This is a genomic window from Chromohalobacter sp. HP20-39 (assembly GCF_033052815.1).
GTDB lineage: Bacteria > Pseudomonadota > Gammaproteobacteria > Pseudomonadales > Halomonadaceae > Chromohalobacter.
Window position 1 is genome coordinate 1 of sequence record NZ_JAWHTP010000935.1, and the last position, 253, is coordinate 253.

1 protein-coding gene is annotated in these 253 nt (G+C 62.5%); it reads right to left on the reverse strand.

The genetic code is table 11. The features are described from left to right. Positions 1-253, reverse strand: a 253-nt coding sequence (locus RVY79_RS20705) for an efflux RND transporter permease subunit (RefSeq protein WP_317466480.1), incomplete at both ends; no start/stop codon positions are given.

Sequence of the window (253 nt, forward strand, 5' to 3'; positions counted from 1 at the left end):
CTCAGCGGGATCATGTCGCCCGCTGCATTGCGCACCTTGAGCATGCCTAGGTCCTCAGCCTGCATGCGGAACTGCGCATCGGCCTGGGCCATGACCCGGTAGGTGCGACCGAAGCGGTTGAAGTCGTTGACGTAGAGCGAGCCAAGGTTGACCTGCAGGGTGTCGAACACCTCGGTCAGCGATACGCCCTGCGACTTGGCCTTCACCCGGTCGATGTCCACCTGCAAATTCGGCGCAGTGGTCTGGAAGCTGG